Annotated in this window: 14 protein-coding genes and 2 pseudogenes; 8 read left to right on the forward strand and 8 right to left on the reverse strand. The window is 71.2% G+C overall.

Annotated elements, in window-relative coordinates; genetic code table 11:
* Nucleotides 1-89: 89 nt before the first annotated feature.
* On the reverse strand, nucleotides 90-1934 hold the full coding sequence (locus tag WMF36_RS13325; RefSeq protein ID WP_437581905.1) for an ABC transporter ATP-binding protein: 1845 nt from the start codon (nucleotides 1932-1934) through the stop codon (nucleotides 90-92).
* A 596-nt stretch (nucleotides 1935-2530) separates the two neighbouring features.
* Between WMF36_RS13325 and WMF36_RS13330 the strand changes: the two are divergent.
* From WMF36_RS13330 to WMF36_RS13350, 5 genes and pseudogenes are all read left to right on the forward strand, one after another.
* Nucleotides 2531-2632: pseudogene (locus WMF36_RS13330) on the forward strand (IS110 family transposase); the annotation flags it as partial.
* A 241-nt stretch (nucleotides 2633-2873) separates the two neighbouring features.
* The gene (locus tag WMF36_RS13335) at nucleotides 2874-4121 is read left to right on the forward strand and encodes an RCC1 domain-containing protein (protein ID WP_437579968.1); all 1248 of its coding nucleotides are present in this window, start codon (nucleotides 2874-2876) and stop codon (nucleotides 4119-4121) included.
* A 74-nt stretch (nucleotides 4122-4195) separates the two neighbouring features.
* Complete coding sequence (locus WMF36_RS13340) at nucleotides 4196-4435, forward strand: hypothetical protein (protein WP_437579969.1); 240 nt, start codon at nucleotides 4196-4198, stop codon at nucleotides 4433-4435.
* 23 nt (nucleotides 4436-4458) lie between these two features.
* The gene (locus WMF36_RS13345; RefSeq protein ID WP_437579970.1) at nucleotides 4459-5847 is read left to right on the forward strand and encodes a B12-binding domain-containing radical SAM protein; all 1389 of its coding nucleotides are present in this window, start codon (nucleotides 4459-4461) and stop codon (nucleotides 5845-5847) included.
* A complete protein-coding gene (locus WMF36_RS13350; protein ID WP_437579971.1) occupies nucleotides 5834-6559 on the forward strand; it encodes a hypothetical protein in 726 nt (241 codons plus the stop codon). The genes WMF36_RS13345 and WMF36_RS13350 overlap by 14 nt, the downstream gene beginning before the upstream one ends.
* 99 nt (nucleotides 6560-6658) lie before the next feature.
* Here WMF36_RS13350 and WMF36_RS13355 read toward each other — a convergent pair whose 3' ends face one another.
* The 3 genes and pseudogenes from WMF36_RS13355 to WMF36_RS13365 form a co-directional block, all read right to left on the reverse strand.
* Complete coding sequence (locus tag WMF36_RS13355) at nucleotides 6659-8083, reverse strand: multicopper oxidase family protein (RefSeq protein WP_437579972.1); 1425 nt, start codon at nucleotides 8081-8083, stop codon at nucleotides 6659-6661.
* 271 nt (nucleotides 8084-8354) lie between these two features.
* Entirely contained in the window at nucleotides 8355-8957 is a 603-nt protein-coding gene (locus WMF36_RS13360; protein ID WP_437579973.1) for a hypothetical protein, read from the reverse strand.
* Nucleotides 8958-9092: 135 nt separating this feature from the next.
* Nucleotides 9093-9635 (reverse strand): annotated as a pseudogene (locus tag WMF36_RS13365) (hypothetical protein); the annotation flags it as partial.
* A gap of 37 nt (nucleotides 9636-9672) precedes the next feature.
* Between WMF36_RS13365 and WMF36_RS13370 the strand changes: the two are divergent.
* Nucleotides 9673-10089, forward strand: a complete 417-nt coding sequence (locus tag WMF36_RS13370) for a hypothetical protein (RefSeq protein ID WP_437582069.1) — start codon at nucleotides 9673-9675, stop codon at nucleotides 10087-10089.
* A gap of 467 nt (nucleotides 10090-10556) precedes the next feature.
* Here WMF36_RS13370 and WMF36_RS13375 read toward each other — a convergent pair whose 3' ends face one another.
* From WMF36_RS13375 to WMF36_RS13390, 4 genes are read right to left on the reverse strand one after another with little or no spacing between them, the layout of a single operon-like run.
* Entirely contained in the window at nucleotides 10557-11111 is a 555-nt protein-coding gene (locus tag WMF36_RS13375; protein WP_437579974.1) for a hypothetical protein, read from the reverse strand.
* Nucleotides 11112-11130: 19 nt separating this feature from the next.
* Nucleotides 11131-12261, reverse strand: a complete 1131-nt coding sequence (locus WMF36_RS13380; RefSeq protein WP_437579975.1) for a hypothetical protein — start codon at nucleotides 12259-12261, stop codon at nucleotides 11131-11133.
* Nucleotides 12262-13527 (reverse strand): tetratricopeptide repeat protein, encoded by a 1266-nt coding sequence (locus WMF36_RS13385; RefSeq protein ID WP_437579976.1) that lies wholly within the window; start codon nucleotides 13525-13527, stop codon nucleotides 12262-12264.
* A gap of 8 nt (nucleotides 13528-13535) precedes the next feature.
* On the reverse strand, nucleotides 13536-14141 hold the full coding sequence (locus tag WMF36_RS13390) for an RNA polymerase sigma factor (RefSeq protein WP_437579977.1): 606 nt from the start codon (nucleotides 14139-14141) through the stop codon (nucleotides 13536-13538).
* Between the two features lie 163 nt (nucleotides 14142-14304).
* Between WMF36_RS13390 and WMF36_RS13395 the strand changes: the two genes are divergently transcribed.
* Together WMF36_RS13395 and WMF36_RS13400 are read left to right on the forward strand one after the other, a co-directional pair.
* Nucleotides 14305-14613, forward strand: coding sequence for a hypothetical protein (locus tag WMF36_RS13395; protein WP_437579978.1), 309 nt, complete (start codon nucleotides 14305-14307; stop codon nucleotides 14611-14613).
* Nucleotides 14614-14621: 8 nt separating this feature from the next.
* The gene (locus WMF36_RS13400) at nucleotides 14622-15023 is read left to right on the forward strand and encodes a hypothetical protein (protein ID WP_437579979.1); all 402 of its coding nucleotides are present in this window, start codon (nucleotides 14622-14624) and stop codon (nucleotides 15021-15023) included.
* The last annotated feature ends 225 nt before the right edge of the window (nucleotides 15024-15248 follow it).

A 15248-nucleotide genomic window follows, 5' to 3' on the forward strand; every position in this document is an offset into this window, starting at 1 on the left:
CACCTGCGCGCGGAGACGGTAGGCCGACCGCCGAGGCGCGGCCCCGCCCGAGGCGCCCGTGGCTCCCGGCCTGCTCGGGCCGGCGCCGCTCAGGCGAGCGGAGCCTCCCACGCCTTCAGGGGCGCGGACAGCGGTAGCCCGTCGGCGCTCCCGGCCGACGGCTGCGGGCGCGGCGCCTCCTGGACGCGGACAGACGGCGCGTCGCTCGGCGGCGCCTCGCTCGGCGCCGGCTCCCCGGTGGGGCTCTCCACCAGAAAGCCGTCCGACTGCTTGCTCCAGAGCCGCTGGTAGGCCCCGTTCCGCGCGAGCAGCTCGGCGTGGGTGCCGTCCTCGATGATCTGGCCGTCCTCGAACACGAGGATGCGGTCGAGGTGGACGATCGTCGAGAGGCGGTGGGCCACGACGAGCACCGTCTTGCCCTTCATGACCCCGTCGAGCGTGTCCTGGATGGCCTTCTCGGTGATCGAGTCGAGGCTCGACGTCGCCTCGTCGAGGATGAGGATCGGCGCGTCTTTCAGGATGACGCGCGCGATGGCGATGCGCTGGCGCTGGCCGCCCGAGAGCTTGACGCCGCGCTCGCCGACCATGGACCGATAGTGCTCCTTCATCTGCAGGATGAAATCGTGGGCGCGCGCCTTGCGCGCGGCCTCGACGACCTCCTCGTCGGTCGCGTCCAGGCGCCCGTAGCGGATGTTGTCGAGGAGCGTCCGGTGGAAGAGGCTCGGGTCCTGCGGGATCAGGCTGAGCTGCGCGTGCAGCGCGTCCTGCGTCATGTCGCGGAGGTCCACGCCGTCGATCAGGATCTGACCGGAGTTGATATCGTAGAGGCGCAGGAGGATGTTGACGAAGGTGGATTTGCCTGAGCCGGAGAAGCCGACGAGCCCGACGCGCTGGCCGCGCGGGATCGTCACGTCGAGGCCCTCGAAGATCGGGCGATCGGGCGTGTAGCCGAAGGTCACGTTCCGGAGCTCGATCCGGCCGCGATCGAGGCTCGGCGCGACGGCATCGGGGCGGTCGACGAGCTCGTGGGAGCGGATGATGGTGTTCACCCCGTTCGCGACGTTGCCGACGAACTCGAAGAACTCGAGGAAGCGGCGGCTGAGGTTGCGCGCCTCGTTGATGATGAGGAGCGACAGGCTGGTCGCCATGACGAACTCGGCGACGCCGATGGCGCCGCGCTGCCAGAGCCTGAGCGCGTAGTAGAGCGTCCCCACCTTGAGCAGCGCGGCCGACGCGAACTGGAACCAGCGCACGCGCTCGGAGTACCAGTTCGACCGGCGCACCGCCCGGAGCTCCCTGGCGAGCTGCTCGTCCAGGTACTCGCGCTCGAAGCCGAACCGGGCGAAGAGCCGCGCGCTCGTGAGGTTTGCGACCGAGTCGACGAGCTTGCCCGTCGTCTCGCTCCGCGCGCCCGCGGCGCGCACCGCGTGCGGCTGGCAGCGCGTCGCGAGCCAGTAGGAGATGCCGACGAACAGCACCGCCCAGACCGAGACGAGCGCCGCGAGCTCCGGGTGAGCGCGGTAGAGCAGGCCGATCGAGACGGAGAAGACGATGGCGATGGGCCAGAAGTCGAACAGGATGGCCCACAGCGTCTGTGAGACCCCCATCGACGTCTCGCTGATGCGGTGGGCGAGCGCCCCGGCGAAGTTGTTGCTGAAATATCGATGGGAGTGGTGCTGGAGGTAGGCGTAGAGGTTGCGGGTCACGTTCTGGCGCTGCCACGGCCCGACGAGGATCTGGCAGAGCCCCGCGGCGCGGCTGAACAGGAACTCGCCCGCGATGAGCGCGACGAACAGCGCCAGCGCGTCGCGCAGCCGTCCGCTCAGCGCGGCCCGGCCGGCGTCCGACGCCTCGGTCACCCCCTTGATGACCTGCCCGATGGCGTAGGGGATCATGATCCCGAACGAGGCGTGGGCCGACTCGAACACGAACATCGCCAGATACCAGGCGCGGTAACGACCGACGAAGTGAACGATGAACCGGAAGGGCGTATCCGGGAGCGCCGGAGCGCCGGGGGCGCGCTGCAGAGAGGTCTTGGATTCCACCGAGTTGTCCTGGGCGCCCAGCGCGCCCTCATGAGCCGACGGTCGTTGGCTCTCCTGGCGGAGCTCGCCCCGCGCGGGGGAGAGCGCCGGCGCGGGGAGCGTCACGCTGCACTCAGACCATGACGCGGAAATTGCCGTCGATGCAGCGGGCGTCGCTCAAGAGCTCGATCACGCGAGGTCTCCTTGGTGGGGGGCCGATGGGGCGGGCCGGTGCGGAGGCCGGCGAGGCGCGACCCAGGGGGACGAGAGTCCGCCGGTGCCGCCGCCGGCGCATGCATCAACCGGGCCAGTGCGGTCGCCGCCGTGGAGGCGCGGCGGGTGGCTCCGCTGCTGCCGTGGCAGCAGCCGGTGGTGATCGGCTGCTGCGGCAAGCGCAGGATCGCTGGCGACGGCGGCGGAGGCGGGGAGGCGAGCGGCGGAGGCGGGGAGGCGAGCGGCGGAGGTGGGGCACGGAGCGGCAACGCGGCCGGGGAGACGGGAAGGGGCGGCTCGCTGCGCGGGGCAAGGAGCCGAAGGTCGCCCTGGTGACTTGCATGCACAAGCTCCTGACCATGCTCAACGCGATGCTGCGCGATCAGCGTCCCTGAGCCCGCCGCCCCTCGCTCGGCCGGCAGAAACGGCTAGACGAGAGAAACACTTGCTTCTGTCAGCTGAGACGAGCGGCGCTTCGATCATGACCTCCTCGAATCGTTTTCTTTTTCCTTCTCCCCTCCCCAGCGGCATTCCTGGCTGACCGGCATTGCTTTAAGGACTGATTAAGGAGCACCCCCGCCGCCCGCTCTCATGCTTCCTCCGTTCGGCGAAAACGCCCGCCGGACGGAGAATCCTATGCCCCGATCCATCGTCGCATCTTTCCTCTATGTCTTTGCTCTTCCCGCCGCCCTCGCCGCCTGCGGGTTCGTCGAGATCGCCCCGCACGGCACCTCGGGCGGAACCGGCGGCGGACCTGCCGCCACGGGGACCGGCGGCGGACCTGCCGTCACGGGGACCGGCGGCGGAGCTGACGTCACGGGAACCGGCGGCGGAGCTGCCGGCGGTGAGGATGCTTCCTCGACCGGCTCGACCGGCTCGACCGGCTCGACCGGTGCATCTACCGGCCCGGGGCCGGCGCCCTCGTGCTCCGCCGCAGACTGCGCCGTGCGCATCGCGGAGGGCCCCCCGAAGTGCGCCGTCTCCGCCTCCGGAAAGGTCTTCTGCTGGTGGGGCGGAGCCCTGCTGAACGAACGCCTGGCCGCCGCCGGCCCGGTCGAGGGCCTCGACGATGTCGTCGCTGCGTCTGGCTCGTCCTTGCATATGTGCTTCCTCCACGCTGACGGGCGCGTCTCCTGCCAGGGCGCGAACTTCGGGCAGCTCGGGCTGGCCGGTCCCCCTGGGGAGTCCAGCGCGGTGCCCGTAGTGCTTCCGGCTGTCGAAGGTGTCGTCCAGCTCGCCTCGGCTGAGCACCACATCTGCGGCCTCCTCGGCTCGGGCAAGGTCATCTGCTGGGGCAGGTCGGCGCGCATGCCGCTGCTCGGCGTCGAGGGCGTCGCGAACACGACGGTCCCGGTCACGGTCACCGGCCTCGACGACGCGGTGCAGGTCGCAGTCAGCTTCGAGCACACATGCGCGCTGCGGGCCACCGGAGAGGTGGTGTGCTGGGGCGTGCTCACCACCGGTGGGGCGGCGGTGACGCCCGTGCGCGTCGAGGGCGTCGAGGGAGCCGTCGAGATCACGGCCGGCTGGAATCACGATTGCGCCCGCCTCGCATCGGGCAAGGTCCTCTGCTGGGGCTACAACGAGCAGGGCGCGCTGGGCGACGGCACCCGCGAGCCGCGCAGCGAGCCGGTCGAGGTGCTCGGGCTCGACGATGCCATCCAGGTGAGCGCCGGAAGCCAATGGTCCTGCGCGGTCCGGCAGGGCGGCAAGGTCGTCTGCTGGGGGACAACACCGCAGGAGATCGGTATCCCGGAGGCCGTTCACCTCTCCGTCGGCACCGTCGGCGTCATCTACGACGGCGCCTGCGCCGCCCTCGCGAGCGGCGAGATCGCCTGCTGGTCTACGCCCGCCGGGCACGATGTCGTCACGATCGGGCTGTAGCCTCAGCGCCCCAGCCGCTCCCGGGCCCAGCGTCGGACCAGAGCGCGCGCCTCGCCGCCCGCGGGCCGAACTGGATGATGCGCTCGACCGATACATACGAATGCTCGGTGCAGAACGGCGCGAGCGCCCGCGCCCGCTCGGCGATCGTCCGCGTGCGTTGGTTGACGTCCTTTTCCAGGCGCTTGACGAACGCCGCCTCCGAAGACCCATGCCTGCTCACCGAGCGCCGGCAACTGCGTCGAAGCGGCATCACGGCGCTGGCTCGACTTGCCCGCTGCCAGCCGGTGATGGTTCGCCTCGCGCTTGTGCCGTAGTCTCCGCCGGGAGGGATCGAGACATGCCTTCCATGCGGAGGACGGGGCGAAGGTCGCGTCGCGCGCTCTTGCTCGCGATGAGCGGCGTGCGGGTCAAGGACGAGGAGCTCGCGCGCCTGGGGCTGACGCTGCCCGGCTTCGTCGAGCGCAGCGAGGTCATCGCGTCGCTGCCGAGCCTGGGGCTGCTCACGCTCGCCGCGCACACGCCCGAGGGCTGGGAGGTGGAGTACCGCGAGCTCGACGCCGTGACCGAGGCGGACGTCGCTCAGCTCGTGGACGGCCGGTACGATGTCATCGCCGTCTCGTCGCTCGCGGCGCGCGTGCTCGACGCGTACGCGCTCGCCGACCGGCTGCGCGCCGAGGGCGTGACCGTGGTCCTCGGCGGCCTGCACGCCTCCGCGCTCCCGGACGAGGCGGCGCAGCACGCCGATTCGGTCGTCCAGGGCGAGGGGGAGCTGCTCTGGCCGGCGCTGCTCCACGACCTCGACGAGGGCCGGCTGCGCCCGCGCTACAGCGCCCGGAGCGGCGCGTCGCCCGCGTTCCGGCTCGAGGACGCGCGGGCGCCGCGCTACGACTTGCTCGATATCGCCCGGTACAATCGGCTCACGCTCCAGACCACGCGCGGGTGCCCGCTCGCCTGCACCTTCTGCGCCGCCTCCCGGCTGATCAGCCCTTACAAGCGCAAGCCGATCCCGCTCATCCGCCGCGAGCTCGACGCCATCGTCGAGGTGTGGCCGCGGCCGTTCATCGAGCTCGCGGACGACAACACGTTCGTGCAGAAGCCCTGGGCGCGGGAGCTCGCGCGGCTCTTCGCCGAGTACAACGCGCGGCGCACGCATGCGATCGCGTGGTTCACCGAGACGGACATCTCGGTCGCCGACGATCCGGAGCTCCTCGACCTGCTCGCCGAGGCCAACTGCGCCGAGCTGCTCATTGGCCTCGAGTCGACCGACCCCGCCGCGCTCCGGGCCGCGGAGCCGCGGGGGTTCAAGGCCGCCGAGCGGGCCCGCTACGTCGACTCGGTCGGCCGCATCCAGGAGCGTGGGATCCCGGTGAACGGCTGCTTCGTGCTCGGCTTCGACGAGGACGACGGCGGCGTCTTCGAGCGCACGCTCGCGTTCGCCCGCGAGTGCGATCTCGCCGAGGTGCAGATCACGGTGCTCACGCCGTTCCCGGGCACCGCGCTCCACCGCGCGCTCGAGGCGCAGGGGCGGCTGCTCCGCCCCGTGTTCTGGGACGCGTGCACGCTCTTCGACGTGACCTTCAGGCCTGCGCGGATGAGCGTGGAGGAGCTCGAGCAGGGGTTCCGCTGGCTGATGGGCGAGCTCTACAGTCCGGCGGAGACCGCGCGCCGGCGGAGCCGGTTTCGGCGCGCCACGCGCGCCCGCAGAGGACGACATGCGCAACCCTGATCGATCTTCGTTCGCCCGCGCCGCGGGGCTGCTGCTCACCTTCCGGCTCTCGCGCGAGGAGCTCGCGCGCCTCGACGGGCGGCACCTCGCGCTCGGCCTGGCCTGCACCTGGCTCGTCGGCGTCGGGCGGTACTGGGACGACCCGGCGGCCAGCGTCTGGCGCAAGACCGGCCTCGGCTCGATCGTCTATGCCGCCGCCCTGTGCGCCTTCCTGTGGATCGTCGTGGCGCCGCTCCGGCGCCCGGGCGAGCCGCGGCTCTCGTACACGAAGCTCCTGACCTTCATCACGATGACGGCGCCCCCGGCGGCGCTCTATGCGATCCCGGTCGAGCGCTTCATCTCCATGAGCGCGGCCATCCAGGTGAACCTCGGGTTCCTCGCCGTGGTCGCCAGCTGGCGCGTCGCGCTGCTCGTCCACTATCTCTCGCGCGGTGTGGGGTTGCGCTGGCCGGCGGTGATCGTCGCGACGCTCCTGCCCCTCGCGCTCATCGTGACGGGCCTCACGTACTTCAACCTGGCCGACGGTGTGATCTCGATCATGGGTGGGTTGCGCGAGCGGGGCGAGACCGCGGACGACGGCGTCAACGGCGTCCTTCTGGTGCTCGCGCTGCTGTCGTATCTCGCGGTGGTCCCGCTCCTGCTCGCGTACGGGGTGCTCGTCGTGGAGGCGCGGTGGTGGCGGGGCGGGCCGAGGCGCGCGCGGCCGCGATGAGCCCCGCCACGTCAGCCATGCTCCGCTGCTGCGCGGAGGACCTGTCGGCATGCGGTGACGAGGGGCGCTGACCGCCGCGAGCGGCCGCGAAGGGGCCGTTCACGGCATCAAGTGGAGCATCGCCATCATCCCCATGTCCGCGTGGTCGAGGATGTGACAGTGGAACATCCACATGCCGGCGCGGTCGTCGAACGGGATGGCGATCCGCACGGTCTCTCCAGGCACGAGGTTGACGGTGTCGCGCCATGCGCGCACGGGTGGCTCGGCGCCGTCGATGGCGAGCACTTGAAAGAAGAACCCGTGCAGGTGGAATGGGTGATCGTAGTTGGTGGTGTTGGTCAGCGTCCAGACCTCGACCGTGTTCGTCTCCGCAAGCAGCATGAGCGAGCCGTCGGTCTGGCCGTTGATCCCGAGCACCGATCCGTCGGCGCTGCCCTGCTCCATGAACTCCACCGCCTGTCCTCGCGCGCCCGTGGTGTCGATCGAGGCAATCTCGGCCAGACGCACGGGAAGCGGCGGCGCGCCGTGCCCCGGAGGCTCGTCGACGAGCTCGAGACGCATGAGGTCCCTGGGCGCCTCCTCGGCCGGCAGGTGGAATCGGTTCGCGTCGAGGAGCGGGATTACCACCGACTCGCCCTCGACGGGCAGCATGTAGAGCTCCGCGCGCTCCCCCGGCGCGAGCGTCACCTCGTCCACCGGTAGCGGGCGCTCCAAGAGGCCTCCGTCTCCGCCGATCTGCACGAGCGGCTGGCCGGGCACGGCGAAGCGGAAGTAGTGGGCGCGCGCCGCGTTCACGACGCGCCAGCGCTGCGGCACACCCGCCCGCGCCGCGACCGTCGGCAGGATCTTCCCGTTGACCAGCACGGTCGAGCCCTCGCGCCCGAAGTAATCGCCGAACCATCCGCTCTCGTCGGCAGGGGCAAGCGAGCCGTCTTTCTCGATGCTGATGTCGCTCATCACGAGCAGCAGATCGTCGCCGAGCGGCGCCTCCTCCGCGGCCTCCTCGACAACGAACGCGCCGTAGAGGCCGGCGCCGACCTGGGCGCTCGAGCGAATGTGCGGGTGGTACCAGAAGGTGCCCGCGTCGTGCACGTCGAAGGAGTACTCGAAGCCTTCACCCGGCTCGATGGGCTTCTGGACGTGCTCCGTGCCATCCATCGTCGCCGGCACGCGCAGGCCATGCCAGTGGACGGTCGTCGCCTCGGGCAGGTGGTTCTGGACCTTCACCACCACGCGGTCGCCCTTCTTCGCGCGGATGGTCGGACCGGGGAGCATCCCGTTGTAGGTCCAGACCTCGGTCGTGAGCCCCGGAATCACCTCGAGCTCGACCGCCTTCGCCTCGAGGTGCACCTCGACAACGTCGGGCGCGGGGTCGTGGTCCTCGGCGTCCGGCAGGCGCAGCGCGTCGTCCCAGCCCGCCGGTTGCCGGAGGTCCGGCGGCGCGACTTCCTCGCCGCAACCGGCGAGCAGGGCCACGAGCAGCAGGAAAACCGCAATCTCTGCGGCGCTGCGCGCCGGGGACACGCATCCTTTGCGCCTTGCGCGCGGCCCTTTGCGTCTTGCGCGCGGCAAGGCGCGTCCGATCCAAAGCATGCGCCTCCCCTTTGCAAGGCGTGATCCGTCATCGAGCGCGCAGGTGTCCTGGCTGCAGCGAGGCCGGGCGCGGCGAGGTCTGCTTGCCTGGCCGGCTCTCCGGAGATCAGGGAGCGTCAGCGGCAGGGTTTGGTGATGTGGAGGGGAGAGCCGCCGAGCGGGCGCGCCGTCGCCGCGCGGGGCGAGGCCGCGCCTCGGCTGGTCACTGGAGCTCGCCGCCCTCGACCCACCAGGTGAGCGTCTGCTGCTCGTCGGCGGTCAGGCACTTGGCGTTGGCGGCGTCCTGCTCCGGGTCGCCGGTGCACGCGGTCATGCCCGCCGTGACGGCCGGCATGGAGCCGTCGAGGACGCGCATGAGGGCACACGCGCCCTTCGAGAGCCCCTCCCTCTTGCACGCCGCGAAGCTCGCGTCCAGCTGCGAGGACTCGTAGGCGATCTCGAAAGCGCCGTTGTACGCCGGAGCTGTGGTGTGGCAGGGCGCGCAGCGCGCCGTGAGGATGGGCTCCACGTCCGCCCACGTCGCGGCGTCCGCGGGCGCGCCGCCGTCACCGCCGCTGCCGCCCTCGCCGCCGCTGCCGCCGTCACCGCCGCTGCCGCCGTCACCGCCGCTGCCGGAGTCACCGCCGCCCGTGCCGCCGTCACCGCCGCCCGTGCCGCCTCCCTCGCCGCCCGCGCCCGTGCCGCTGGTGGTGGTGGTGCTCGCCGAGGTTGAGTTTGAGTCGTCGTCGCCGCACGCCGCGAGCGCGAGGAGCAGCGCGCCAGTGGTGGTGAGAAAACGGATCTGGGCATTTCGGATAGAGAGCATGCGCCACGCATATGCGACCTTGGTGCCGCTGGCAATTCCCGTGGCATCGAGCGCGAGAAATTACGCCTGTCACCCTGATCGATTATGTCTCGATTGAGTCGCAAAACATCTGCGGCGGGCGTGGTACTCGACCGGTCAGGGGGCGCAGCCGATCCGCTCCGACGCGACCGCCACGTCGTCGTACCACATCGAGCGCGCGGGGCCGTGGAAGCCGAGGTAGCCGAAGCTGAACGTCTTGAAATCGAGCTTTTTCCAGCCGGTCTTGTCGATGATCTTGTCGCCGTTGGCGTAGACTTGCACGTTGCCCTGGGGGCCGTCGAAGTAGGCCTCCATGCAATGCCAGGTGTCCTTGGGGAGCTTCGTGCCGCTCCCGCACATCGCGGTGGCCCCCTCGGAGAGGACGAGGTCGTCGTGCAGGTTCAAGAGGATCTGGCAGAACTGCTCGGCGATCTCCACGTTGTCGCCCGCGTTGGGATCGCCGTCGCCGGTCATCGCCTGGAAGTAGGCGTTGTGACCGGACTGGCCGATATCCACGCTGCTGCGCACGTAGAGCCGGACCCAGAACGTCGGCCCGGGCGTCTCGACGGAGAGCATCCTCCAGTCGTATCCGCTGTCGCCCGGCTTCACGTGCAGCGAGCTCGCGCCGGCACGGAAGGTGGCAGTGTCGATCACCATGTTGTTCGCCGCCTGAGCCGCCTCGTACGAGGGGCGATACGTGGCGCCCTCGGGGAGCCCCGCATCCTCGAACCCGGAGCAGAACGTCGCGCTCGGCGGGCACGCGCCGGTCGGCGTCCCGGTGCCGCTGCTCGACGTGCTGGCTGCGCCCCCCGAGCCGCTGCTGGCGCTGCTGGCGCTGCCGCTGGCGCTGCTGGCGCCGCCGCTGGCGCTGCTGGCGCTGCCGCTGGCGCTGCTGGCGCCGCCGCTGCTGGCGCCGCCGCCGCTGCCGGCGCTGCCGCTGCCCGCGACGGGGGTGCCCGAGCTCACGCTCTCGGAGCCGCCTGCGCCGCCTGCGCCGCCTGCGCCGCCGTCCCCTCCGCCGCCCGAGCCGTCGCAGCCCGCCGCGACGGACATCGCCCCGGCGAGGGCAACACAGGAGATCCAACCCGAAGCAAAGCGTGCAGTCTCGCGATGAAAAGTCATGTGAATGCTCGAAGGTGAAGGGACCCGTCCACCGAAGATGCGCGCTGCCGCAGCGCGGCACGTTCGCCGGCAGTCCTGAGTGAAACCGCTGCGCGCGCCGGAGCGCGATCAGCCCCCGGCGCGACAGGCAGCTTTTAGCAGAGCTCGCCCCTCCCCGGGAGCCGTTCTTGCGGGTTTGCGGCAGATCCTGGGGCGAGTCGGCCCCCGCGCGCTCGCCGACACGTCGGCCGTGGACCAAGCCGCGCACGACCGCCCGCCGCAGCGCGGCGTCCGCCCCATCGCGCGGCGCGCCGTCGCGGAGCGCCGACGCCCGGCCTCGACCACAACGGCAGCCGGGCGCGCTGCACGAGCGCACCAGGCTGCCCTTGCAGGGCGCGACACGACGACGCGGCCGGGCGGGGCGCGCGTGGGTCCGCGGGCGGACCGAGACGGATTCGCCAGGCTCGTCGACCTCGATCTTCAGTCACATTCGTACTTCCACATGCAGACGCCCTGTTCGTCCGTGAGGCCGGACCCGTGGTATTGGTGCCAGCACGTCATTCCATTCGGGCACGTGGCGTTCTCGTCGCAGGGCAACGAGCAGATCGAGTTGCACGCGGGCCTGGCGGTTCCGCTCTGCGGCTGCGGGCAGTCCTCCGCCGCTTCACACTCGTAGATGCAGAGCGCCGCCACATCGCACCACATCGATCCATCGTCTTGTCTCTCGGTCACGCTCGACACCATGCATGCGCGCTCTGCGCCGCCCGGTCCGGGATCCGGGCAAAGGGTGGGGAGGAAGTCCTCGCCCCCGGGGGCAACGCAGGCAGCCCACGGCCCTTCGGTAGCCCCCTCGACGGAGGTCGCCAGGTGAACTTCCACGATCGGATCGACATGGCTGTCGACGCACGCCGCCTGTGCGGACGCGAAGGCCATCGACAAGCCAAGAGTCCAGAGCTTCGTCACCATGATCTTCATTGGGTCCTCCACGCCGAGCGCCGGAGCGCCCGGCGTCAAGATGTCCTGCGCTGAGGTCACGGCAGCTGCCCTCTTCGGCTCATGGCAGCACGACCTCCACCCCGAGAGATGCGCCGAAGAACGGGCGACCCCACGTTTCGGTGGCACGACCTGCGGCGTCGATCACGATGCGCGGCGCCGCAATCCCGGCGAGCAAGTGCTCGCTGATTCGCAGGCGCGGAAGCGGCGCGAACGAGAGCCCCGCGCGCAGGTAGGGCGCGAGCGCGAACGCGTCCTTCGACGTGCCGACGTACTCGGGCGAGCGGCCTTCGCCCTCGACGTGCAGCCAGGCGGCGGCGAGCCCCGCGCCGATCGAAGGCAGCCACACGGCGTCGGTGGGGCGGACCGGGACGCGCACCCCCAGGGCGGCAAGCGCCACCCGCGCGCGCCGCGTGCCCTCTTTGCCCTCGCGGCTCGCGCTGGCGAGCGGGATCTGGACGAAGGTGGAGAGCCCCAGTCGAGACCCGATCATCGCGTACCCCGACACGTCCAGCATCGGGGAGGCGGGCAGGCCGCCTGCGCTCCACAGCACCGCGGGCGCCGCCCCGACGCCGAACGTCGTCGGTGCTCTTCGGGTCGCGCCTGGCCTGGATGGCGGAGAAGGGGGCGCGTGGGAGGTGCCGCCGGCTCGCGGGCGCGCGGCGGCGATGGGCGCAGGCTTGGCCGGCGGCGGCTCCTGCGCGTCGACGGCGGCGCGGGCCTCCGGATCGGCTTCGACCTCGCCCCGCGACGGCTGCGGCGAGCGCACCTCCAGGAGGCTCGCCCGCAGGAGCTCCACCGCGCGAATCGCGACCGTGGCGGGATCGTCGGCCATCACGGTGCGCTGGACCGACTGGCCCGTCACACCCTCGGCGATCGAGAGATCGACGCCACCCGGCACCTCGGTCGCGCGGATCACCGCCGCCGCTCCGTCCTCGCGCGCGCTCGCCTCGATGGGCCCCTGTGAGGGCGGATCGGCGCCGCCCCGCACGACCACCACCGTGAATCCGAGCGTGGCGAGCTCGGCGTAGACGCGGGCCATGATGGGGTCCGTCCGGCGATCGGCGATCAGGACGACCTTCGGGCGCGGAGGCTCCGGTGGTGCCGCGCGCGCCTCGGATGCGATGAGGAGGCAGAGCCCGAGCGTCCAGGCTCCGCCGTGCGCCGCGCGAGCCGGCCTTCGAGGTCGCACTCACTCCTCCTCGAGGAGACTCTCGGCGTGCGCGGCGTGGGGCCCCGCCGGATAGCGCGTCAGGTAGCGGCGCGCGGCCTCGCGGGCCCCGCTGGCCGCGCCCATCAACTCCCGGCATTCGATGACCCTCCCGAGCGCTTCCGGCGCAAAGGAGCCGTCCGGTTGCTCTCCGAGGTACACGCCGAACCAGCGCTCGGCCTCGGCGTACGATCGCCGCTGGTCGAACGCCATCCGGCCGAGGTGGAAGGCGGCCTTCGCCGCCTCGACCGAGCCCGCGAATCGGCTCCGCGTCGCGGTGAGCGCTGCCGCGGCGCGCGCCGGCTTCCCGGAGAAGCGCGCGGCGTCGGCGAGCATCAGCAGATCCGCCGCGCTCGCGCGGGCAACGAGCTCGTCGAAGCCCTCGGCCTCGGCCGCCGTCGTGGCCTCGTTGTACCTGTCGGCGGCCACGAGGTCGCGCCAGCTCGGCCGGCGCGGGGAGGCGTCCGCGGCCTTCGCGACCCTCGCGCTGTCGCCGGTCGCCGCGGGGGCCGGCCCGGAGGCCGCCGGAGCGATGGGCGGGGAAGACGGCGGAGGCGGGGCGTCGGCGCGCGGTTCCCCGCGCGTGAGCTCGAAGCGCTGCTCTTTGCAGAAGACCTCGAGCGTCTCTCCCGCAACGACGGTGCGCCGCCCCCCCACGAGCGGCCCCGACACGGACACCGATCCTTCCCGCAGCACCAGCTTGAGCTCCTCGTTCACCGGGGACCAGCTCAGCTCGAAGCGCGTGCCGGTCACCAGCACGTCGAACGGGCCGACGTTGAAATTCCAGGCGCTCGTCGCGGTGTGGGTCACCGTCGCCGTGAGCCGGCCGCCTTCCAGCAGCACCCGCGCCCCACGAGCGTCGGCGGCCACCACGCGCGCCCGGGCGTTCGCGTCGAGCGCGAGCGACGTGCCGTCCGAAAAGCGGACCGGCAGAGGAGCCTCCGCGGTGGCGGCGATCCACGTCCCGACCTGCCCTTGCCCCGATCCGACAGCGAACGAGAGCGGCCTCGACGATGGGAGCAGGACGAGGAGCAGCACCGCACAAGCTGCTGCCAGCGCTGCGAAGGCTGCGGGCGCGATCCACCGAGGACGCGACGATCCGAGGCGGGCAGCCCCGGGCTGGGTGGATCCGCGGGCCGCGCTCTCCAGGAATCGCTCGCGCGCACCCTCGATGTCCTGCGCCGCGAGCTCCTCATCCTGGGCGCGGCTGAGCTCACGAAGTCGATCGAGCGAGGGACGATCGCCCATGACGAGCCTCATTTCAGCCACTCTTCGAGGGCGGGTTGGTCCCGCGCCGCGTCGAGGAAGTTGGCCTCCGCGCGGGCCAGCCTTCGCTTGATGGTCGCGAGCGAGACGCCGCACGCGTCGGCGACCTCCTGGAGGTCCATCCCCTCGATGCGCCGCAATGCGAACGCGATGCGCTCGTCGGCCGGGAGCCGCTCCAGCGCTCGATAGGTCGCGCGCAGCGCCTCGTGCGCTTCGCCTTCGTACGGGCGCTCCACGAGGGGTGGGAGCTCGTCGGGGGCGAAGAAGAGGAGCCATTTCCGGCGTGCGCGCCGCTGGATGCAGGTCCGCGCCGTGAACACGGCGACCGACGTGATCCACGCCTTCAGCGCGGCCGGATCGCGCAGGGTGTCGAGGGAGGACAGCGCGCGGACGAAGGCGTCGTGATGAGCGTCGGAGAGGTCGCGCCTGCCGCCGAGCAGCCGGCCGAGGACGCGGAGCACGTGCCCGGAGAAGCGCTCGTGGAAGGCGGAGAGCGCGGCAGGATGCCTCGCGCGGAGACCCTCCACGAGCGCCTCGTCGCTCGCATAGGCGACCACGCCGAGTCGTCGAGGGGGGGCAAGGGCTCGGGCGCGCATCACCATGATCGTAGGGCTCCGCTGGAAATGACCGAACGCCTCATGCCGCCTCGTGAGCCGACCGGACCCCTTGAAGTCACGGCAGCATCGCAAGACGGCTCACCGCGGAGGAAATCCGCCGGATCGGCCGGACGCCGGGCCGCCCGCCACGCCGGAGGCCCAGATGAAGCTCAGCGCCCCTCTCGCGCCGGGCAATAAGTTCTGGAAATGGGACCACAGGGATAGTAAGGGCCGTGGTTTCCAGGATCTCAGCAAGGAGGAGGCGGATGACCTCTACAAGCACTGGAAAGAGCTCGGCGAGCCTGGTCCGGACAGGAAGAGGTCCCGCGGCAAGCGTGACCGTGACGGCGGCGACAGTTTTTGCGGCCGCGGCGACCTCTTCGACTGGCTGATCCCGTTCCCGCCCGCGCCGATCTGCCTGCTCAATCCTGCCTCCTGCGGATGCGTGCCCGAAGCTCAGGCGCCAGTATGACTACGGCTGTGCTCAGAGTTCAAGGTGAACATCTCGATGTGGAGCAGTGCCTGACGTGGATTCCAGAGACGGCGATCGAGGCAGTTTGGCGCGTGGGCGAAAGGCGAATTGGCGGCAGAATCAGCACCACATCCGGATTCAACCTTCTGTTGTCGGAGAACGAAGATGCGTTGATCGCGATCGAAGAGGCGATGAGTGTGTTTCTCTCGCTCGCGCCACGGATTGCTGCCTTGGTGCAATCCGGGGCGACGGCCGTGATCGACTTCGCGCTGTTCATCGAGGCCATGAGCGCCAGATCCATCCGGCTCGATCCGGGCGTGCTGCGCGCGGTAGCACAGCACGGCGTGAGCATCGTGGTCAGCGCCTACCCCTGCGCCGACCCTGAAGATCCTCCGACGCATCTTGACTGAGCCCGCTCGCCCGTAAGCGGCGAGGGACTACGCCCCTCCCGGCGCGCCTCCGCCGGCCCGCCAGGCCGCCGGCCGGCCGCGCGCCCCAAAGCCCGCCCGCTCGCGCGCCCCAATGCCCCGCCCGCCCGCGCCCCTCGGCGCAGGCCAACTCCACACAGGCTCGCCCGCCCGGAGCAAGCCGATCAGACCTTGCGCGGTTCTCCATCTCCACTATGCGTTTCAGGA

The sequence above is a fragment of the Sorangium sp. So ce887 genome, from assembly GCF_051521455.1.
Classification (GTDB): Bacteria; Myxococcota_A; Polyangia; order Polyangiales; family Polyangiaceae; genus Sorangium.